The organism is Streptomyces sp. NBC_01707, assembly GCF_041438805.1.
In the GTDB taxonomy this organism is placed as follows: Bacteria; Actinomycetota; Actinomycetes; order Streptomycetales; family Streptomycetaceae; genus Streptomyces.
Window position 1 is genome coordinate 2,376,809 of record NZ_CP109190.1, and the last position, 19,420, is coordinate 2,396,228.

Here is a 19,420-nt window from a genome sequence, read left to right on the forward strand (position 1 = left end):
GGGACAGCCCTTCGGCCTCCGGCCTCCGCCGCCTTGTCCGCGGTCCTTCCTCCGGAGCGATTGCACGCCCGCGTCCCGAGTCCCGCAGCTCATCGAGGAAGGGACAGCTCGGCCCAGATGATCTTGCCGCGTGCCACGTAGCGGGTGCCCCAGTGGTCGGTGAGCTGGGCGACGAGGAACAGGCCGCGACCGCCCTCGTCGTCGTTCTGGGCCCGGCGCAGATGCGGGGCCGTGCTGTTGCCGTCGGACACTTCGCAGATGAGGTTCTGATCGTGGATCAGACGTAGCCGGATGGGCGGCTTGCCGTAGCGGATGGCGTTGGTGACCAGCTCGCTGACGACCAGTTCGGCGACGTACGCCAGCTCCTGCAGCCCCCACAGGTCCAGCTGCCGGGTGGCCGCTGCCCGCGCGTCCACGACGACGGCGGGATCCGGCGGCAGATCCCAGGAGGCCACGCGGTCCGGGCCGAGTGCGCGGGTACGGGCGACCAGCAGCGCGACATCGTCCGGAGGCCGGAACGGCAGCAGCGCCGTGGTCAGCTCGTCGCAGACGTCCTCGAGCGCGGGCTCCGGCCGGGACAGGATGTGGCGCAGCGAGTCCAGGCCGATGTCGATGTCCTGGTCCCGGGCCATGAGCAGCCCGTTGGTGTACAGGACGAGCAGGCTGCCCTCGGCAAGGTCCAGTTCGGTCGTCTCGAACGGCAGTCCCCCCAGACCCAGCGGAGGCCCTGCGGGAACCTCCGGGAAGTCGACGCCGCCGCCGGGGCCCGCCACAGCGGGCGGATAGTGGCCGGCACTGGCGAGCGTGCAGCGCCGCTCGGCGGGGTCGTACACCGCGTACAGACAGGTTGCCCCGATCGCGGGCCCGTCGGCGTGGGGTTCGTCGCGGCCCCCGCCTTCCTCCTCGGTGAGGCGGGCCACCAGGTCGTCGAGGTGGGTGAGCAGCTCGTCGGGCGGCAGGTCCAGGTCGGCCAGGGTGTGAACCGCGGCGCGCAGCCGCCCCATGGTGGCGGAGGCCTGTACACCGTGCCCGGGCACGTCCCCCACCACCAGGGCGACCCGGGCCCCGGACAGCGGGATCACATCGAACCAGTCACCGCCCAGATCGGTGCCCGAGCCGGCGGGCTGGTAGCGGCCTGCGACCTCCACCGCGTTGAGCACCGGCAGGCGTTGCGGGAGCAGGCTGCGCTGCAGGGCCAGGGCGGTGTTGTGTTCGCGCGTGTAGCGGCGGGCGTTGTCCATGGAGAGGGCGGCCCGGGAGACAAGTTCGGCGGCCAGGGTGACGTCGTCGTCGTCGAAGTGCTCGGGATCCCGCCACCGGTAGAACGTGGCCACGCCCATCAGGACGTTCCGCGCGGTCAGGGGTACGGCGATGAGCGAGTGGACCTTGATGGCACGGATGATCGCAGCTCGAGTGGGATCCTCGTCCAGCCAGGGCGCAGTGAGGTCCAGGCAAGCGATGAATTTCGCCTCGAGATCGGCCATGCACCGGGCCTGCGGCGAGGCCGGAGCGAATCGGCTCAGTTCGCCCACGGCCAACACCTTCGGTGGCCGCACCGACTCGAAAGCGGTCTCGTGGGCCGCCCGACGCAATGTGAGGCCCTGGTCGGCCGGGCCGGGCGTGGGCGTGTCGCCGCGGAGCACCGAGTCCAGCAGATCCACCGTCACGCTGTCCGCCAGCCGGTGGAGCGCCACCTCCGCCAGCTCCTTCGCGGTCCGCCCCACATCCAGGGTGGTGCCGATACGTATGCTCGCCTCGTTGATCAGCTGCATCCGCTCCCTGGCCCGGTGGGCATCGGTGATGTCGACGACCGCGTGGCACAGTCCGAGCACCGTTCCCTCGGAGTCCTGCAGCCGGAAGATCCCGGTGGACCAGACGTGCTCACGGCCGGGATCGGCCGGAGTGAGGCCGCGTTGGATGAAGTCGAGCACCGGCTCGCCGGTGGCCAGGACGCGTTTCATCGTCGCCTCGATCTCGGCGGCGTTCAGGTCGGGCAGCGCCTCGCCGATCCGTTTGCCCAGCCGCTGCCCGATCGGCACACCGGTCATCCGCTCCAGTGCCCGATTGCGCCGGGTGCAGCGCAGATCGGTGTCGGAGACCAACAGGCCGACCGGCGACTGGTTGAACAGGCCGGACAGTACCGCGAGGTCTTCCTCCCAGCGCCGTGTCTCGGCCTCCTCGGCGGCCAGCAGCAGCCAGAACCGTGCGTCGTCGGGGCCCACCCACGGGTGTGCTCGCAGGGCCACGGCCAGGTCCCGCCCGTCCTTGCGGCGCAGTGCGGCACCGACCTGCCACCCCTGTGCCGCCTCGTGGCGCATGTCGGCGGCTGCCGTGAGGACCGCTGCGCGCCCGGCGGCGGCGAGCAGGGACGCGGCAGGCCGCCCCAGAACCTCGGCGGCTTCGTAGCCCAGCAGCTCCTCTGCACCCGCACTCCACCCGACGAGCACCCCGCAGGCGTCCATCACCGCTGCGGCCGCCCGAGTCGCAGCGAACGGACTGCCGGACGGACTGCCGACCTCGGTGTGGTGTGTGTCCGGTGCCATGCACCCCGTCCTTGCCGTGTCGTCCTCGGAGACCTTTGCAAGACAGTCCTGCTGCGCCGACGCCCTCCCGATTATCGTCCGCCGTGTCCGACGGGGCCCTTCCTGGTCACCGGCCCGGCCGGCACCGACCCGGTGGAAACGGTGAAGAGACCTCCGCCGGGGTCGCTGATGACGGACTCGGTCCCGCCGCCCGGGGACGGAGCCGGAGGGGTGGCGGTTCCTCCTGCCTCGCGTGCGGCGGCGATGGCCGGTTCCACGTCGTCGACCCGGAAGTGCACGTGCCAGCGTGGCCGCACGCGGGGGTCGGGAGATTCCCCGACGCCGCCGCCGCGCACGGTGGCCACGGTGTTCTTGACCTGCCGCACGGTGACGGTGTCGTTCTCGTAGGCGTAGGCGACCTCGCAACCGCCGGGGTCGCCGGAGGCCCAGTCGAAGATCTGGGCGTAGAACATGGCGGCGTCGAAGGCGTCCCGGGTACGTAGCTCGAGAAAGGCCGGCGGGTTGCCGTGCTCGTCCGACCAGCGAAGGGCGCGGCCTTGCCAGAAGCCGAAGACGGCCCCGTCGCGGTCGGCTGCCACCGCGCCCCGGCCCAGGCCGAATCGCACCGGGCCGACGGCGACGGTGCCGCCGCGCTCACGCACCCGGGCCGCGGTGACGTCCACGTCCGCCACGGCGAAGTACGGGGTCCACGACCCGGCCACCGGCCGGCCGGGCGCCACCTCACCCAGCCCGGCCACCGGCTGCCCGTGGGCGGAGGCGACCGAGAAGCCCGTTCCCAGGCTGCCCGGCCGGAACTCCCATCCCAGAACGGCCGAGTAGAAGTCCTGCGTGGCGTGCAGGTTACGGGTCATGAGATTGACCCAGCACGGTGTTCCGCACACCGGCATGACGTGCCCTGTGGGCGTCATCAGCGTTGTCTCCTCGCCCCCGCACGATCTGCTGTCAGCGGCCGAGCGCCTCGCGCAACTCCTGTTTGTTCATGGTCGAGCGGCCCTCCACGTGCTTCTTCTTCGCCTCTTCGTAGAGCTGGTCCTTCGTGGGTCCCTGCGCTCCGCGATGGGACCGCTCACCGCCACGCTGTGAGGCGGATTTCGGATCGCGCAGGGAAGTCCTGCTCGCCGTTTTCGCCTCTCCCGAGCGGGCCCGCTCCTTGTTGACGGTGCGTGCGGCGAGTTCCTTCGCACGCTCCTCGGAGGCGCCACGCTTCTCGGCGCTCTCCTTGATGTGCTCGTACTGCCGCTCCCGCTTACGGCTCGATCCTGCCGGCATCACATCGTTCCTTCCCTGCATCCGACCCTGCGCGCGGCAGCCCGGGTGGCGATTCCATCGCGCCGTGCGACGTCCCCCACGGGGCCGTCGCACGCACTCCACCCATACGCCCACCACACCCCGTACGCCACCGGACTCCGGTCGCCGGTCCCGGTGTGTTCACGCACGGAGAGGTGCCGAGGGCCGCACGGGCCCTACGAGCGCATTCCGCCGTGCGCGTTCACACGCGGGGCCGGTAGCCGAGCGCCCGGACGATCTGCCCGGCGTTCCCGTACCGCTCGTCCGCGGGCAGGTCCCGTACGGCTTCCAGCAGTGGGTCCGGCACATGCTCCTCGGTCAGGGTCCGCAGGAGTGACGTGCGGTCGGCGGGGAAGTCGCTGCGGTTCAGATGACGTGCCAGGTCGGACCTGAGCCGTCCGGCCTCGGCCTCGGCACGCGCCCGGTCCCTGCCTGCACCGGGCGGCGGGACGGGACCGCCGACGTCCACCGTCACATCGTCGTCGGCCGCGGGCTCGGGGTCGTACGACTCCACCGTGTGGGTGGGGTGTCCGGACCTCAGATAGTCCTTGAGCGCGTGCTTTCTCTCGTCGTCCACCCACGGACTGACCTGGCTGCTTCCTCGCTCCATGGTCAAGCACCTCCTACGCCTCCGTCGCTGACACGGGCGCGGCCTCGCTCAGCCTTGGATCTCATTGTGCTCTGGGTGTCCGTCGATGGCGATCTTGCGATCTTGTGGGCTCGATGCCTTTCACGCCCCGCGTTCCGGGACCCGGATCCGGGCGCGGTCTTCTTCCCCGCCACCGCAGCGGCGCCGGAGGCTCGACGCGGCCGTGCGCGGCGCCCGCACCGACGACGAGGCCGGCCACCCTGACCCACGGACCGGATCGACTCGATCACCCACCACACCGATCAACTGCGCCGGAACGCCACGGTCCGGCGCAAGGACGCCTGAACGAGCCCGTCCGGCTGCGGACACCGCAGCCGCGACCGTCATCCCGCCCGGCCTCGACCGCCGCAGCAGGCGTACCGGGCTCGGGCGGGCCGATCCCGAGGGGCAACGCTACGGATGTCGGCCGAAACTGGTTCCATGAACCCGTACGAGGGACTGGCAACGGTGATGCGGTCGGACGACTCGACAGTCCGCGTGTGGGCCGAAGTCTCGCTCGATGAGAACCCCGACGACACCCCCGGCCCCATCGACACGCCTCGATGGACCGCCCGGCTGACGGCCCCCGGCGGCGAAGCACTGCTGCTCCGGGGCCGCGTGACCCTGATCCTCGACTCCGGTTCCCGCTGGCCGGCCGAGGTGACCCGCTCGCACCCGTCGTCCGGACCTCACTCCCCGAACTGGACCGAGGTCAGGGGCGCGGGCCCGGCCGTGAGCCGGACGACGTGATCGCCTGCAACCCCTGCATCGCAGAGCGTGCACCCGCCGGTCGCGTTCCCGCGCCCGCCGCACGAGGTGGCGGGCCACGGTGGTGCGTGCATCGGCGGTTTCCTCCCGGCAGCGGCGGGACCCCCGCCGTTCGTCCCGGGCCTCTGAGGCAACGGGCCGCAGGCACGGGCATCGCTACCCGGCTCCCCGGCTCCCGGGCTCCCCGGCTCCCCGGCTCCCCGGCTCCCCGGAGTGGACGCGCAGTTGCGGCGGCTTCGAGTGCCGGTCGGCAAGGCCGCGCTCAGCCACCACTCCCCAGTGCTGCGCGACGCCGGCCCGGTCGCACGGCACGATCAAGGGCGCGAGCGGGTCGGCCGACGGCGGCGGGAGGAGTTCGACGCACGCTGCCCCGGTCGCGTCGAACTGGTCCTGCGCGCCGACAGCCCTCGTCGGTGATTTCTGCCACCGGTCGGGGCAGGGCCCTGTCGAACGGGCGGGCGTCACGGGATATCTTGATGTCAAGCAATGTTGCAGACGTGGAGCGGAGCACCCGGTGACTGACTCGACCATCATCTATACGCACACCGACGAGGCCCCGGCGCTGGCCACGTATTCGTTCCTGCCCGTGATCGAGGCGTACGCCTCTACGGCCGGGGTCACCGTGGAGAACCGCGACATCTCCCTGTCGGGACGGATCATCGCCGCGTTCCCCGAGCGCCTCGACGAGAACCAGCGCATCGATGACGCTCTCGCCGAGCTCGGCGCGCTGGCCAAGACGCCCGGCGCGAACATCATCAAGCTGCCGAACGTCTCGGCGTCGATCCCGCAGATGAAGGCGGCCATCGCCGAGCTGCAGCAGCAGGGTTACGCACTGCCGGACTACCCGGACGACCCGCAGACCGACGAGGACAAGGACGTCCGCGCGCGCTACGACAAGATCAAGGGCAGCGCCGTCAACCCGGTGCTGCGCGAGGGCAACTCCGACCGCCGCGCCCCCGCGTCCGTGAAGAACTACGCCAAGGCGCACCCGCACCGCATGGGCGCCTGGACGGCCGACTCGAAGACGAACGTCGCGACGATGGGTGTCGACGACTTCCGCTCCACCGAGAAGTCCGTGGTGATCTCCGAGCCGGACACGCTGCGCATCGAACTCGTGGGCGACGACGGCACCACCACCGTGCTGCGCGAGTCGGTACCGGTCCTCGCGGGCGAGATCGTGGACGCCTCCGTCCTGCGCGCCGCACCGCTGCGCGAGTTCCTGACCGCACAGATCGCCCGGGCCAAGGCGGAGGGCGTGCTGTTCTCCGTGCACCTCAAGGCCACCATGATGAAGGTCTCCGACCCGATCATCTTCGGCCACGTGGTCCGCGCCTTCTTCCCGAAGACGTTCGCCAAGTACGGCGAGACGCTGGCCGCCGCAGGCCTGACCCCGAACGACGGTCTCGGCGGCATCCTCAAGGGCCTGGACTCGGTGCCGGACCTCGGCGCCGAGATCAAGGCGTCCTTCGACGCCGAGCTGGCCGAGGGCCCGGCCCTCGCGATGGTCGACTCCGACAAGGGCATCACCAACCTGCACGTCCCGAGCGACGTCATCGTCGACGCCTCCATGCCGGCCATGATCCGCACCTCCGGCCACATGTGGGGCCCGGACGGCAACGAGGCCGACACGCTCGCCGTCCTCCCGGACAGCAGCTACTCCGGCGTGTACCAGGTCGTCATCGACGACTGCCGGGCGCACGGTGCGTACGACCCGTCCACCATGGGCTCGGTCTCGAACGTCGGCCTCATGGCGCAGAAGGCCGAGGAGTACGGCAGCCACGACAAGACCTTCGAGATCCCCGTCACGGGCACGGTGCGCCTGGTCGACCAGGCCGGCAACGCCGTGCTGGAGCAGCAGGTCTCCCAGGGCGACATCTTCCGTGCCTGCCAGGTGAAGGACCTGCCGATCCAGGACTGGGTCAAGCTCGCGGTCACCCGCGCCCGCGCGACCGGTGTCCCGGCCGTGTTCTGGCTCGACGAGAGCCGCGCCCACGACGCGCAGGTGATCGCCAAGGTCAAGACGTACCTCGCCGACCACGACACCGATGGTCTGCAGATCGAGATCATGTCGCCGGTCGAGGCCACCGCGTTCTCCCTGGAACGCATCCGCCGTGGCGAGGACACCATCTCCGTCACCGGCAACGTCCTGCGTGACTACCTGACGGACCTGTTCCCGATTCTGGAGCTGGGCACCAGCGCCAAGATGCTCTCGATCGTCCCGCTGATGGCCGGCGGTGGCCTCTTCGAGACGGGCGCCGGCGGCTCCGCCCCGAAGCACGTCCAGCAGCTCGTCAAGGAGAACTACCTGCGCTGGGACAGCCTCGGCGAGTTCTTCGCCCTGGCCGCCAGCTTCGAGCACCTGGCCACCAGCACGGGTAACGCGCGCGCCCAGGTCCTGGCGGACACCCTCGACCGCGCCACCGGCACGTTCCTCAACGAGGACAAGTCGCCGAGCCGGAAGCTGGGTGGCATCGACAACCGTGGCAGCCACTTCTACCTGGCGATGTACTGGGCCCAGGAGCTGGCGAAGCAGACGGACGACGCGCAGCTCGCTGAGGCGTTCGCCGGTCTCGCCAAGACGCTGACCGAGCAGGAGCGGACCATCGTCGACGAGCTCATCGCCGTGCAGGGCTCGCCGGTCGACATCGGTGGCTACTACCACCCCGACGCCGCCAAGGCTTCGGCCGCCATGCGTCCGTCGGCGACGTTCAACGAGGCCATCTCGACACTCGGCTGACCTCCGGGCCATCCGACTGCTGCGGCACTCGTTCCGCCCCGGCCGCGCTTCCGTGCGGCCGGGGCGGACCCGTATCCGGGCACAGCGCCGGCTCGGATCCGCCGGGGACACCGTCCGTCGGCGTGTTCGCGGGCGAGCCGGTCCCGGTTCGGCTTCCCGGCCGACCTCCGTCTAGGCTGTGGACGACGCTGTTCATACCCGTGACCTGCGCCTATGAAGAGGCCTGTGCACGTCCGACAGCTCTGTCGACGCCCCGCCGACCGACCCGGAGCAGCACGTGTCCGCACCCTTGACCGTCGCCGTCGCCCAGCCCGCCTGTCTCCACCGCGATGTAGCCGCGAACGCCACCGCCCACGCGGCGGCAGTCACCGAAGCCCGGGCTCGGCTGGTCGTCTTCCCGGAACTGTCGCTGACCGGCTACGACCTCACCGCCCCGGCCGTCTCCCCCGACGACGCCCGCCTCGGCCCGATCGTCTCCGCGTGCCGCGCCACCGGGGCGACGGCGCTGGCCGGGGCCCCGGTGCGCGACGCCGACGGGCGCGAGCACATCGCCACGCTCGCCGTCACGGGAGAGGGCGCGCGTGTCGTCTACCGGAAGATGTGGCTGCACGGCGAGGAGTTCGACCGCTTCGGCCCGGGCGAGAAGCCGGAGGTCCTGGTTGTCGACGGGGTGCGGCTGGGGCTTGCCATCTGTTACGACGCGGCTGTCCCCGACCATGCCGCCGACACCGCCGCCCTGGGCATCGACGCGTATGTGGCGAGCACCCTCTACGGTGCGGGTCCCGAATCGGCCGCCCGGCGCGACGGGCACATGAGCGAGCGGGCCGCCACGCACGGTGTCTGGGTGGTCCTGTCCACCTCTGCGGGGGCCAGCGGAACCTATCCGGGGACGTCGGGCGGCTCCGGAATCTGGGCTCCGGGCGGTGCGGTGGTCGTTCAGGCCGGACCGGAGCCACGGGCCATCGTGTCGGCGTCCCTCGGCGGGCCCTGACGCACCATCTCGGCCGTGATCGCCCACCGCTCGTGATCGCGCCACGCCCCGTCGATGAAGAGGAAGTCCGGGGAGAAGCCTTCGAGGCGGAAACCGGCCCTGCGCACCAGGGCGATCGAGCCCGCGTTGGCGGGCTGGATGTTCGCTTCCAGGCGATGCAGGCCCAACGGGCCGAAGGCGTACCGCACGACCAGGTCGAGCCCCTCGCTCATCAGGCCGCGCCCGGCCGCGTGGGCGAACGCTCCGTATCCCAACGCGCCGCAGCGGAAGGCGCCGCCGACGATGTTGTTGATGTTGATGAAGCCTGCGATGGCGCCGCTCGCGGCCGCGGTCCCGTTGCCGTCGTCGACCGCGCGTTCGCAGACGAGGAAGCCCGCTTTAGTGCCGTCCTCCGTCAGCCGGCCCGCGTACGCGGCGTAGGCGCGCGCGTCGTCGGGCGGGAACAGCCACGGGTGGTGCATGCCGTGGCTCTCCTTGGCCCGGGTGGTGAACTCTTCGGCGTCCGCAGGGGTGAAGGGGCGGATCGCCGTGCGCGCGCCCTCGGCCAGGTAGGCGTTCTGAGACATCGGGACAGCCTATGTGCTCACTTCGCCCGGCGGCGGAAGAGATAGCCGCCGCACACCATCCCGGCGACGAACATCGCCAGCAGCGCGATCGCGAGTGGCATCGTCACCAGCGGGATGAACAGACGGATGGTGACTTCGCCGGTGTTCTCGACGACGAAGACGAGCGACAGGATCGCGATGACGAGGACGACGATGCGGGACGGTGAGAACGGTCCGGTGGAACCCTTGCCGCCGCTCGACACGTCTTTCGGGCTCATGGTCCGGCCCTTTCTCTGGTTCCTGGAACGCCACCGCCCCCGGTACCAGGATGTCTCCATCCGGCGCCCGGGGGCGGTGGTGAGCAGCCGTACGGGTGACGGTCCGGCCCGCGTCGCTCCGCCCGGTCTCGGTTTCAGTTCACCCGGCCGGCGACCACGGGCAGCTCCAGCACCCCCGTGTCGTCCGGGGCGCTGGCGACCGTGACCGGCTTGATGCCACGGTTGCCGAAGTACGCGCTGTCGCTGGACGCGATCACGAGCTCGAGCCGGTGCCCCGCCCGGTACCGGTGCACGATGCCCGGCAGCTGCACGGTGAACTTCCGGGTGACGTCCGGTACCCGCACCGGGGACACGAGGCGGTTCACCAGTGTCCTGGAGCCGTCCGGCGCCACGTCGTACACCTTGGCGAACAGGACCAGCTTGTCGGCGGCGTCTCCGCTGTTCTGCACGCGCTCCGTCTTCGGCGAGACGACCTTCAGGGTGGCCCTCGGTGCGCCGACGACATCGACGGCGGAGGTCAGCGGGGCACTGGTCCAGCCGAGGTAGGTGCCGTGGGTGTCGTACGGCTCGGGGTCGGGCAGTCCGACGATGCCGGCGAGCGAGCTCTCCGAGTGACTCGTCGGCACCGGCCAGTTGGCGTACCGGCGGCTGCCCCGGGTGACCTCGGAGCGGCTGTCGACGAGCTTGCCGTCGCCGGAGAGGTAGACCTTCTGCGACAGGGCGGGCACGGCGGCCGCGGTGCCGTAGCCGCTCTCCCAGTCACGGTAGTAGGCGAACTCGGGTCCGGTGTCGGTGCTCCCGCTGTGCCGGAGGTAGCGGTCGAACCAGGCGAGCACGCGCTGTCCGACGTAACTGGTCTCCAGGTTGCCTTCGTTCAGGTCGAGTTCACCGGGCACCTGGCCGCCGCTGTGGCCCCAGGACTGCCAGATCATTTTTGCCGTGGTGCCCTGTGACTTGAGCGTCCGGTACGTAGCGGTTGCCTCGTTCAGGTTGAACAGGCTGTCGGTCTGGCCCTGGACCAGCAGGGTGGGTGCCTTGACCTTGCCGAGGTAGGAGACCGGGGAGACGCTGCGCGCGTAGTCGAGCATGGCGCCGGCCCGGTCGGTCGGGTAGCGGCCGGAGTTGAGCAGCCGGATCGTGTCACAGGCCTGCGGGGAGAAGTGCAGACAGGTGAGGTCGCCGAACCGGGACGGGTCGAGGCCGGGAGCGAGGATCGGCTGCCCCTCCCCCATCAGGTAGAAGCCGTTGGTCCACTGCCACTTGAAGACACCTGGGGTGTCCGACGAGACGCCCTTGCTCGTGGCCGTGTTGTTGGGGTCGAGCGCGTACGACAGGTCGTTCCAGGTGATCAGCGGGACGAGGGCGTCCACGCGGCGGTCGACGGCCGCCGTGGCCATCTGGATGGCGCCGCCGTACGAGCCGCCGATCATGCCGACGCGTGGGTCGCCCTTGCCGTCCTTGGTGACGAAGTCGGCCTTCGTCCCGTCGTCGGCGGCGCGGGTCCCGGCGAGGAAGTCGACGAGTCCGGTGGCGGCCCTGCCGTCGATCGCCGGGTCGTCGAGCGTGATCAGACAGCCGGACTTACCGAAGCCGAGGCCGGAGTAGACGAGTCCGACATAGCCGCGGGAGGCGAAGGCCTTGCCGATGGCGTCGGTCGAGCCGTCGGACTTGCTGCCACCGAAGCCGTTGGTGGCGAGGACGGCGGGGGCGGGGTGAGCGGCGTCGGCCCCGGCCGGGCGGTAGAGGTCGGCGTCGACCGTGCAGGAACGACCGCCCGCCGTGACGGTGAACTGCAGTGCGGTGACGCTGTAGTGGGAAGCGGCGGCCGTGGTGGCGGCGTGCGCAGCGCCGGTGAGGGCCAGAGGTGCGGCGAGCGCCACCCCGGCCACGCAGGCGAAGGACTTACGGGACCGGGATCTGCGAACAGCGCGTGACACGAAGACCTCCACAGCGACGGCAGCTTACCGACCAGTAGGTACTGGGGCGCGCTCATGCTGTGATACGCGTCATAGCGGTGTCAACGCTCACGACCGCGTTTCCTGAAGGATGTTCAACTTCTTCGCATCCGGACTGCGTTCAGAGCAGCGCGGGCACCTCGACCGTGAGCGTGCCCGGACCGCCGCCCTCCGGCGCGTCCAGCACTGCGGGCACACCGAGCGGGATCGTGAGCGCCGTCGGGCCGTGCCCGAAGCCCAGCTCCTCGACGACGGGCACGCCGAGCCCGCCGAGCCGGTCGGCGAGGACCGTACGCACCTCCTCGTACGGTTCGCAGCCCTGCCAGGAGCCGCAGGCGACCCCGGATATCCCGGACAGCGCCCCGGCCCTGAGGAGTTGGGTGAGGATGCGGTCGAGGCGGTACGCATCCTCCGTCGTGTCCTCGATCATCAGCAGCCCGCCCCGCGCGGACGTCCGTGCGTGCCGGGTCCCGATGTCGGCGGCGAGCAGGCTCACACAGCCGCCGTACGTGATGCCCCGGGCCCGGCCGGGCACCAGCACCCCGGCCGTGCGAAGCCCGAGGGTCCGTACCGACTCCGGCTCGAACAGGGTGGCCCGCAGCGACTCCTGGGTGTCCGGGTCCTTGAGGAAGGTCTCCGTGGCGGCCATCGGCCCGTGCAGTGTCGAGAGCCCCATGTACCGGGCGAACGCCTCGTGCAGCACGGTGATGTCGCTGTAGCCGACGAACACCTTGGGTCCGGCCGCGCGCATCGCCGCCCAGTCGACCAGGTCGACCATGCGGTGCGCCCCGTACCCCCCGCGGGCGCACAGCACCGCTTCGACCGACGGATCGCACCACGCCTCCTGCAGGTCCCGGGCACGCTCCTCGTCCGCGCCCGCGAGATAGTCCAACTCCGGGTGCACGGAGCGGACATGAGGCATCTCGAAGGGCTCCAGGCCCCATCCGCGCAGCACATCGAGGCCTGCTTCCAGGCGGTCGGCGGACACCGGTCCGCTGGGCGACACGACGGCGACCCTGGCACCGGGTCGCAGCCGGGCGGCTCGGGTCAGCGGCGTCAGCGTCACTTCTTCAGCTCCAGCTGCGGCACGTCGGGGCGGTCGATCCCGAAGGTCTGCGCATAGAGGGAGAGTTCGGCCTCCAGCGCGGCGATCATGGTGTCGGCACGCCGGAATCCATGGCTCTCCCCCTCGAACGCGAGATACGCGTGCGGGATGCCTCGGCCTTCGATCGCGGCCAGGAACCGCTCGCACTGGGCCGGCGGGCAGATCACGTCGTCGAGCCCCTGGAGGAGCAGGAACGGGGTGGTCAGCCGGTCCGTCCGGTTGATCGGCGACCGTTCGCGGTAGCGGTCCGGGACCTCGGCGAGTGGGCCGATCAGGGACTCCAGGTACTGCGACTCGAAGTCATGGGTCTCGTCGGTGCCCCAGCCGTTCAGGTCCAGGATGGGGTAGCTGATGGTGCCGCATGCGTAGACATCGGTGCTGGTCAGCGAGGCGGCGGTGGTCCAGCCACCGGCGCTGCCGCCGCGGATGGCGAGCCGGTCGGGATCGGCCGCGCCCTCGGCCGCCAGTGCCTGGGCGACGGCGGCGCAGTCCTCCACGTCGACGACACCCCACTGCCGGCGCAACCGGTTGCGGTACGTCCTGCCGTAGCCGGTGGAGCCGCCGTAGTTGACCTCGACGACGCCGATGCCGCGTGAGGTGAAGTAGGCGATCTCCAGGTCGAGTACGAGCGCGGCATGCCCGGTGGGACCGCCGTGCGCCCACACCACGTAAGGCGGCAACTCGCCCTCTGGACCGACCCGTTCGGGGTTGCGCGGCGGGTAGATGTGGGTGTGGATGCCGCGGCCGTCGGGCCCGGTGAAGGTGCGCTGGTGAGGCTCGGGGTAGTACGCGGGATCGACGTCGTCCCGGTGCCGGGCGCCGATGATCCGGCTGCGGCCGGTCGTGGTGTCCAGCTCCACGATCTCGTACGCGCTCCGCGGGCTCGCGGCGACACCGATGACCCGGCTGCCGTGCACGGCGAGCGTCTCGGCCCATGCGGTCCAGGGCCCGGCGATGTCGGCGAGCTCGCCGGTCTCGGGATCAAGGATGCCGAGGGTGGTGGTGCCCTTGCCGTGGATGGTGGCGATCAGTCCGTTCTCCAGTGGCCGGAACCAGCCGAGCCCGATCTTCCAGAGCGGTCCGGCGAATTCCTGCTCCCGTGTGCAGAGCGCCACCGTGCCCCGGTGCGGATCGGCACGGTACAGGTTCCACCAGCCGCTGCGGTCGCTCGCGAAGAGGAGCTGTCCGTCGGTGGTCCATTCGATCTGGGGCACCGATTCCTCGGGTCCGCCGCCGAAGCTCCGGGTGCTGTGGAACGTGCCGTCGGCGGTGATGTCGGCGAGCATCACCTCGGTGCCGTCCCACGGCATCCGCGGATGGTCCCAGGCGATCCACGCCGCCCGCAGCCCGTCGGGCGAGACCTTAGGTCCGGTGACGAAGCGGTGCCGGTCGTCGGAGAGTTCGCGCACCGCGCCACGGTCCTCGGCCGCCGATCCGTCCAGCGGCACGGCAGCGATCACCCGTCGCACCTCGGTGGGCGCCTCGCCGGTGAACTCCTCCAGGACACACCACACTTCGCCCCGTTCTCCCCGGTCGAGGTGCAGTTGCGGGTCGACCCAGCGCAGTCCGCCGCCGACGTCCGACAGCGGGGTGAGCGGCCACGGCTCGCCGGACCCGTCCGGCGCATACGCGTACAGCCGCTGGTCGGTGAAGTTCACGAAGACGACGAGCGGTCCGCCGTCGGCACGCCCGGCGCCGGCCCAGGGCCGTCCGCCGTACTCGATGACGCGGCTGCGGACATTCCACGGAACGGGCAGCACGGACTCGGTGGTCCCGTCCACCCGGCGGCGGACCAGGGCGCGGCGGCCCGCCTCGGCCGGGCGCGGCTCCGTCCACCACACCTCGTCGCCGATCACGCCGACGTATTCAGGGCGGCCGTCGTGCGACGCGGCCAGCCGTGCGTCGACCGGTGACGGCCATGTTCCGTAGGCCCCTGTGGACACCATGATCAAATCCCCCCAGCGCGGGTCAGGCCGTGCGCAGATAGTGGTCGAGTACGCGGACGCCGAAGTGCAGCGCCTCGACGGGCACGCGTTCGTCGACGCCGTGGAAGAGCGCCTGGTAGTCGAAGCCCACCGGGAGCTTGAGCGGTGAGAAGCCGTAGCCGGTGATACCGAGGCGGGAGAACTGCTTGGCATCCGTACCGCCCGACATGCAGTACGGGACGACATGGCCGTCCGGGTCGAAGCGTTCGACGGCGGCGCGCATCTTCGCGTACGTCGGCGAGTCCACCGGGGCCTGCAGGGCGACCTCGCGGTGGTGGAACTCCCAGTCGACATCGGGTCCGGTCAGCCGGTCCAGGGTGGCGTGGAACTCCTCCTCGCCACCGGGCACCATCCGGCCGTCGATGTAGGCGACGGCGCGGCCCGGGATCACGTTGACCTTGTAGCCGGCCTCCAGCATCGTCGGGTTGGCGCTGTTCCTGACGGTGGGTTCGACCAGTGCGGCGGCCGGTCCGAGCTTGCCGAGGAGTTCGTCCACGTCGAATCCGGGAGCGTGGACATCCACCTGGATCCCGTGCAGGGCGGCGATCTCGGTGAGCGCCGCGCGTACGGTCGGGGTGAGTCGCACCGGCCACTCGTGCGCGCCGATCCGGGCGACCGCGGCGGCGAGTGCGCTGACCGCGTTCGCCTTGTTGACCTTGGAGCCGTGGCCCGCCTTGCCGTGTGCGGTGAGCTTCAGCCATCCGGTGCCGCGCTCGCCCGCGGCGATCGGGTAGAGCGGCATCGCCGGTCCGGCGTGGAAGGTGAAGGCACCGGACTCGCTGATGCCCTCCGTACACCCTTCGAAGAGGTCGGGGTGCTGGTCGGCGAGGAAGCCGGAGCCGTCGGCGGCGCTGGCCTCCTCGTCGGCGGTGTACGCGATCACGATGTCCCGGCGGGGCCGGATGCCGGCCCGGGCCCAGGCCCGGACGACGGCGAGGACCATCGCGTCCATGTTCTTCATGTCGATCGCGCCACGGCCCCAGACGACCCCGTCGCGGACCTCTCCGGAGAAGGGGTGCACGGTCCAGTCGTCGGCCTCAGCGGGCACGACGTCGAGATGCCCGTGCACCAGGAGCGCGTCGGCGGACGGGTCGGTGCCCTCGATCCTGGCGACCACGTTGGTGCGGCCCGGGGTGCGTTCGAGCAGCGCGGGTGTCAGTCCGGCGGCGGCCAGCCGTTCGGCCACGTACTCGGCCGCCGGACGTTCCCTGCAGTCGCCGGCGCCCCGGTTCGTCGTGTCGATCCGGATCAGTTCGGAGGTGAACGTCACCGATTCGTCGAGCGCCAGATCGTCGACGGAGTCCTGGGGGGTGGCCACCTCAGCCATACTGCTCCTCCACGGCGGACGACACGATCGTCGTCACCGCCTTGAACGTGCGAATGCCTTCGTACATCGTCGTACTGGTGTAGGCGACACGCCGCTCACCGCTCGGCGCCACGCCGGGGACGACGGTCGCGGCCGCCGCAAGGTGCTCGGCGTCGAACTCCAGCTCCACGGTGAACGAGCCGCCCGGCACCGGATCACGGCGCCCGGCGAGCGCGGTCGCCTCCTTGGCGGCGGCACGGATGTCGGCCGCGGTGCGGGCCGGGGTCCGGCACACCGCCGCGTAACGGGACACGTAGTCCTTGACGGCGACCTTGCGGGCCTCGGGGGCATATCCGTCCGCGTCCACGCAGGTCAGGTTGTCGCCGGTGACGAGGACGACGGGCACGCCGTACTCGGCGGCGACATGGGCGTTGAGCAGCCCCTCGCTGGCACGGACGCCGTTCAGCCAGACCCCGGTGATGGAGTTGGCGAGGTAGGTGTGTGCGAGCACGCCCTCCGTACCGGCTCCCGTGTGGTAGCCGACGAACGCGATCGCGTCGACGTCCCCGTGCTGGATGCCCTCCACCATGCTGAGGGACTTGTGCTTGCCGGTGAGCATCTGGACCCGGTCGTCGAGCCGCTCCAGCAGGAGGTTGCGCATGGACCAGTGCGCCTCGTTGACGAGCACCTCGTCGGCGCCCCCGTCGTAGAAGCCGAGGGCCGCCGCGTTCACATCGGAGGTGAACATCGAGCGGCAGCGCTCCCACTGCGGGGTGCCGGGCAGCACGTCGGCCGGCCAGGTCACCCCCGTGGCGCCCTCCATGTCCGCGCTGATGAGGATCTTCACGATGTACCGGTCCTCTCACAGGTCAGAAGTCGTTGCGATCTTCCTGCCGCAACACCGTACGCGGCGGCGGAGTCCCAGGCCAGAGGTGTTTTCAGCTCCAGAGGTCCAGTCCACTGCAGCATCGGTGACATCTCCGAGCCGGGCGTGCGGCGATGTCGGCGCCGGAGGTGAGCGGTCGCGGAACGGGCCGGCGGCGGGCATCGGCGGTGCGGGTCAGCGCGGTGGTTCGCGTCGCTTGCGGGCTGCCCCGAAGAGGCCGCAGCCCGTCAGTACGGTCCCACCCGCGAGAACACCGAGGCCTGCCAGGACCAGGGTGTTCAGGCCCGTGCCGGCCAGGGCCGGCTGTGCGTACGACCCGCCGCCGCCGGCGGCGGCCTGACGGATGAGATCGGTGACCGCGTCCGGATGCGACACCAGGGCGACGTGGGACGCGTCGACCTCGACCGTCTGCGCGTGGGCGCGCCGCGCCTCGAAGCGCTCGAGGGCCGGGGAGATGGCCTTGTCCCGGGTGGAGACCAGGGCCCACGACGGGATGGTCTTCCACGCGGCTTCGGCAGCCTTTTCCATGAACGCGGAGGCGACGAGGGGGCGTTGGGCGGCAGCCATCACGGCCGACACGGCCGCCGGGAGGTCCGCGGCAAAGGCCTGGTGGAACTTCGCGGCCTGCAGGTAGAGATCGGTACCGGTGGTGCCGTCCGCGTTGCGGAACGGTACGGGCTCGAGGGCCGCGGCGAGTTCGCTGCCCGGGAACCTGTCGCCCAACGCGCCGAGGGCCTCTCCCTTGTCCGGCATGAACGCGTTGACGAACACCAGCGACTTCACCTGGGAGTTCCCGGCGGCGGCGGTGCTGATCACCGCGCCGCCGTAGGAGTGCCCGACCAGCACGATCGGTCCCTTGATGCTCTTGAGGAAGCCGGCTATGTACGCGGAGTCCCCCGCCAGGCCCCGGAGCGGATTGGCCGGTGCGACGACGCTGTATCCGTCGCGCTGCAGCCGCTCGACGACGGCGTTCCAGCTGGAGGCGTCGGCGAACGCCCCGTGCACCAGCACGACGGTCGGTTTCGTGACGACTGTGGTATCCGTGTCGGCCGCTGCCGATCCGGCGGCTCCGGTGAGGACCGTCGCGGTCAGCGCCGCGGCGATCGCACGACCACGACGGGAACGTGCCGGACGTGTTCGCCGGTGCCGCGGCGCGAGAACGGGTGACACAGCCATGCGGTTCTCTCTTCGGGAGGAGGGGGGCGACGCATCCAGCGTTTCCGGAGCCGACCGGTACGGCGCGGCCCGGGAAGCAGCCGAGTGACATCGGCCGACCGTCCGGGTGAAGACCGCCCCTGACCGCGTGACGACCGGCGGATCGGGTCACCGTTCGCCGGCCCGTCGTACGGCTCCGTTCCCGGCCGGGCTGCCCGGTCCGTCCCCTCCTCCGAAGGGCAGCAGCCCCCTCAGGGGGTCTTGAGGAGTTCCTCGATCCGGGCCAGTTCCTCGTCGCTGAACTCCAGGTGCCGCACCGCGTCGACGCTGTTCTCCAACTGAGCGACGCTGCTCGCCCCGACCACGGCCGACGTGACCCGTCCGCCCCGCAGCACCCAGGCCAGCGCCATCTGCGCCAGGGACTGCCCGCGCTCGGAGGCGACCTTGTCCAGCGCGCGCAGCCGGCTGATCAGCTCCGGGGTGACCGACTCGGGCGTCAGGAACGGGCTGTCGCCCGCCGCGCGCGAGCCGGCCGGGATCCCCTGCAGATAGCGGTCGGAGAGAATGCCCTGTTCCAGCGGCGAGTAGGCGATGGAACCGACGCCCAGCTCGTCCAGCGCCGTGAGCAGGCCGTCCTCGACCCAGCGGTCCAGCATCGAGTAGCGCGGCTGGTGGATCAGCAGCGGGGTGCCGAGGTCCTTGAGGATCCTGGCCGCCTCCCGGGTCTGTTCCGGCGAGTAGTTGGAGAGGCCGACATAGAGCGCCTTGCCCTGCCGTACCGCCGAGTCCAGCGCCCCCATGGTCTCCTCGAGCGGAGTGTCCGGGTCGGGCCGGTGGGAGTAGAAGATGTCGACGTAGTCGAGGCCCAGCCTGGTGAGGCTCCGGTCGAGCGACGAGAGCACGGACTTGCGCGATCCCCACTCCCCGTACGGCCCGTCCCACATCAGGTAGCCCGCCTTGGTGGAGATGACGATCTCGTCCCGGAGCCGGGCGAAGTCCGTCCTCAGGGCACGTCCCATCGCGCTCTCGGCGGCGCCGGGCGGTGGGCCGTAGTTGTTGGCGAGATCGAAGTGTGTGATGCCGAGGTCGAACGCCCGGCGCAGGATCTGCCCCTGGGTGTCCGCGGTCCGGTCGCGTCCGAAGTTGTGCCAGAGGCCGAGCGAGAGCGCGGGAAGCAGCAGTCCGCTGCGTCCGGTGCGCCGGTACGGCATGGCCTGGTAGCGGTCGGGGGACGGGAGGTACATGCGGGCT

17 protein-coding genes are annotated in these 19,420 nt (G+C 70.9%); 4 read left to right on the plus strand and 13 right to left on the minus strand.

Going from position 1 to position 19,420, the window contains the following annotated elements; all coding sequences use genetic code 11:
* Positions 1-89 precede the first annotated feature (89 nt).
* From OG963_RS10730 to OG963_RS10745, 4 genes are all read right to left on the minus strand, one after another.
* Positions 90-2,543, minus strand: a complete 2,454-nt coding sequence (locus OG963_RS10730) for a SpoIIE family protein phosphatase (RefSeq protein ID WP_371798818.1) — start codon at positions 2,541-2,543, stop codon at positions 90-92.
* A gap of 71 nt (positions 2,544-2,614) precedes the next feature.
* Positions 2,615-3,451, minus strand: a complete 837-nt coding sequence (locus tag OG963_RS10735) for a VOC family protein (RefSeq protein WP_093776073.1) — start codon at positions 3,449-3,451, stop codon at positions 2,615-2,617.
* A 34-nt stretch (positions 3,452-3,485) separates the two neighbouring features.
* Complete coding sequence (locus OG963_RS10740; RefSeq protein WP_030916455.1) at positions 3,486-3,812, minus strand: hypothetical protein; 327 nt, start codon at positions 3,810-3,812, stop codon at positions 3,486-3,488.
* A gap of 220 nt (positions 3,813-4,032) precedes the next feature.
* Positions 4,033-4,440 (minus strand): DUF2795 domain-containing protein, encoded by a 408-nt coding sequence (locus tag OG963_RS10745; protein ID WP_030916458.1) that lies wholly within the window; start codon positions 4,438-4,440, stop codon positions 4,033-4,035.
* A 459-nt stretch (positions 4,441-4,899) separates the two neighbouring features.
* On the opposite strand from OG963_RS10745, the gene OG963_RS10750 reads away from it, so the two are divergent.
* The 4 genes from OG963_RS10750 to OG963_RS10765 all read left to right on the plus strand — a co-directional run bounded on the left by OG963_RS10750 (position 4,900) and on the right by OG963_RS10765 (position 8,954).
* Positions 4,900-5,208: a hypothetical protein gene (locus OG963_RS10750; protein ID WP_030916460.1), complete on the plus strand. Its 309-nt coding sequence runs from the start codon at positions 4,900-4,902 to the stop codon at positions 5,206-5,208.
* 231 nt (positions 5,209-5,439) lie between these two features.
* The gene (locus tag OG963_RS10755) at positions 5,440-5,643 is read left to right on the plus strand and encodes a hypothetical protein (protein ID WP_177309261.1); all 204 of its coding nucleotides are present in this window, start codon (positions 5,440-5,442) and stop codon (positions 5,641-5,643) included.
* Between the two features lie 97 nt (positions 5,644-5,740).
* Positions 5,741-7,963 (plus strand): NADP-dependent isocitrate dehydrogenase, encoded by a 2,223-nt coding sequence (locus tag OG963_RS10760; protein ID WP_093776071.1) that lies wholly within the window; start codon positions 5,741-5,743, stop codon positions 7,961-7,963.
* Positions 7,964-8,240: 277 nt separating this feature from the next.
* Complete coding sequence (locus OG963_RS10765; protein ID WP_093776069.1) at positions 8,241-8,954, plus strand: carbon-nitrogen hydrolase family protein; 714 nt, start codon at positions 8,241-8,243, stop codon at positions 8,952-8,954.
* Here OG963_RS10765 and OG963_RS10770 read toward each other — a convergent pair.
* From OG963_RS10770 to OG963_RS10810, 9 genes are all read right to left on the minus strand, one after another.
* Positions 8,900-9,520, minus strand: a complete 621-nt coding sequence (locus OG963_RS10770; protein WP_093776067.1) for a GNAT family N-acetyltransferase — start codon at positions 9,518-9,520, stop codon at positions 8,900-8,902. The genes OG963_RS10765 and OG963_RS10770 overlap by 55 nt on opposite strands.
* 17 nt (positions 9,521-9,537) lie before the next feature.
* Positions 9,538-9,777, minus strand: a complete 240-nt coding sequence (locus tag OG963_RS10775; protein ID WP_030916474.1) for a lipopolysaccharide assembly protein LapA domain-containing protein — start codon at positions 9,775-9,777, stop codon at positions 9,538-9,540.
* Between the two features lie 134 nt (positions 9,778-9,911).
* Positions 9,912-11,714: a CocE/NonD family hydrolase gene (locus OG963_RS10780; protein ID WP_371798819.1), complete on the minus strand. Its 1,803-nt coding sequence runs from the start codon at positions 11,712-11,714 to the stop codon at positions 9,912-9,914.
* Positions 11,715-11,853: 139 nt separating this feature from the next.
* Entirely contained in the window at positions 11,854-12,798 is a 945-nt protein-coding gene (locus OG963_RS10785; protein WP_371798820.1) for an LD-carboxypeptidase, read from the minus strand.
* A complete protein-coding gene (locus OG963_RS10790; RefSeq protein WP_371798821.1) occupies positions 12,795-14,783 on the minus strand; it encodes a S9 family peptidase in 1,989 nt (662 codons plus the stop codon). Before OG963_RS10790 ends, OG963_RS10785 begins: the two co-directional genes overlap by 4 nt.
* A 22-nt stretch (positions 14,784-14,805) precedes the next feature.
* Positions 14,806-16,149 carry a M20/M25/M40 family metallo-hydrolase gene (locus OG963_RS10795; RefSeq protein ID WP_093776059.1) on the minus strand — a complete coding sequence of 448 codons (1,344 nt, stop codon included), beginning with the start codon at positions 16,147-16,149 and terminating at the stop codon, positions 14,806-14,808.
* Positions 16,142-16,975: a M55 family metallopeptidase gene (locus tag OG963_RS10800; protein ID WP_030916488.1), complete on the minus strand. Its 834-nt coding sequence runs from the start codon at positions 16,973-16,975 to the stop codon at positions 16,142-16,144. Before OG963_RS10800 ends, OG963_RS10795 begins: the two co-directional genes overlap by 8 nt.
* A gap of 213 nt (positions 16,976-17,188) precedes the next feature.
* On the minus strand, positions 17,189-18,190 hold the full coding sequence (locus OG963_RS10805) for an alpha/beta fold hydrolase (protein WP_371798822.1): 1,002 nt from the start codon (positions 18,188-18,190) through the stop codon (positions 17,189-17,191).
* 230 nt (positions 18,191-18,420) lie between these two features.
* Positions 18,421-19,413 (minus strand): aldo/keto reductase, encoded by a 993-nt coding sequence (locus OG963_RS10810; RefSeq protein ID WP_093776054.1) that lies wholly within the window; start codon positions 19,411-19,413, stop codon positions 18,421-18,423.
* Positions 19,414-19,420: the final 7 nt, after the last annotated feature.

What these genes read in the sequence shown, in the direction of transcription:
- OG963_RS10775 (WP_030916474.1), bottom strand. Translation starts at nt 9,777, where the DNA reads ATGAGCCCGAAAGACGTGTCGAGCGGCGGCAAGGGTTCCACCGGACCG.
- OG963_RS10750 (WP_030916460.1), top strand. Translation starts at nt 4,900, where the DNA reads ATGAACCCGTACGAGGGACTGGCAACGGTGATGCGGTCGGACGACTCG.
- OG963_RS10745 (WP_030916458.1), bottom strand. Translation starts at nt 4,440, where the DNA reads ATGGAGCGAGGAAGCAGCCAGGTCAGTCCGTGGGTGGACGACGAGAGA.
- OG963_RS10805 (WP_371798822.1), bottom strand. Translation starts at nt 18,190, where the DNA reads ATGGCTGTGTCACCCGTTCTCGCGCCGCGGCACCGGCGAACACGTCCG.
- OG963_RS10770 (WP_093776067.1), bottom strand. Translation starts at nt 9,520, where the DNA reads ATGTCTCAGAACGCCTACCTGGCCGAGGGCGCGCGCACGGCGATCCGC.
- OG963_RS10730 (WP_371798818.1), bottom strand. Translation starts at nt 2,543, where the DNA reads ATGGCACCGGACACACACCACACCGAGGTCGGCAGTCCGTCCGGCAGT.
- OG963_RS10795 (WP_093776059.1), bottom strand. Translation starts at nt 16,149, where the DNA reads ATGGCTGAGGTGGCCACCCCCCAGGACTCCGTCGACGATCTGGCGCTC.
- OG963_RS10810 (WP_093776054.1), bottom strand. Translation starts at nt 19,413, where the DNA reads ATGTACCTCCCGTCCCCCGACCGCTACCAGGCCATGCCGTACCGGCGC.
- OG963_RS10735 (WP_093776073.1), bottom strand. Translation starts at nt 3,451, where the DNA reads ATGACGCCCACAGGGCACGTCATGCCGGTGTGCGGAACACCGTGCTGG.
- OG963_RS10790 (WP_371798821.1), bottom strand. Translation starts at nt 14,783, where the DNA reads ATGGTGTCCACAGGGGCCTACGGAACATGGCCGTCACCGGTCGACGCA.
- OG963_RS10740 (WP_030916455.1), bottom strand. Translation starts at nt 3,812, where the DNA reads ATGCCGGCAGGATCGAGCCGTAAGCGGGAGCGGCAGTACGAGCACATC.